Here is a 434-nt window from a genome sequence, read left to right as displayed (position 1 = left end):
ACCTTGATCCGGTCGAGGTCGCTGCTGTTGCCGAAGCTGCTGCGGGTGCGCAGCAGGGCGAGTGCCTGCTCACCCTGCACGGTGGACGGGCCCGCGGGCAGATCGAGGTGGGACTTGGGGTCCTTGACCGGCTTGGCCATGCATACCGGTACGCCGTTGACCGCCGTCGTCAGCTCCTTGACGGCGTTGAAGTCGACCATCATGAAGTGGTCCGCCTCGACGCCGGTGATCTCGGCGACCGTCTTCATGGTGCAGCCGGGGTCCCGCCCGTCCTGGCCGAGGGTGACGTTGAAACGCTCCTTCTCGATGCCGGGGACGACCACGGTGCTGCCGTCCGGCTGCTTCGTCTCGCACTCGGGAATCCTGGTCTTCAGGTCGCGCGGGATGCTCAGCGCCGTGGCGTTGGTGCGGTCCTCGGAGACGTGGAACAGGAT

At 66.8% G+C, this 434-nt stretch carries 1 protein-coding gene; it reads right to left on the bottom strand.

Features of this window, described 5'->3' with window-relative positions; genetic code table 11:
- The coding region (locus RM844_RS32925) for an LCP family protein (RefSeq protein WP_311671095.1) at positions 1-434 on the bottom strand (434 nt) is incomplete at both ends.

This window comes from Streptomyces chisholmiae, from assembly GCF_031845445.1.
Lineage (GTDB): Bacteria > Actinomycetota > Actinomycetes > Streptomycetales > Streptomycetaceae > Streptomyces > Streptomyces chisholmiae.
The sequence above is the reverse complement of the archived record's forward strand: the minus strand, read 5'-3'. Positions and strand labels throughout refer to the sequence as shown.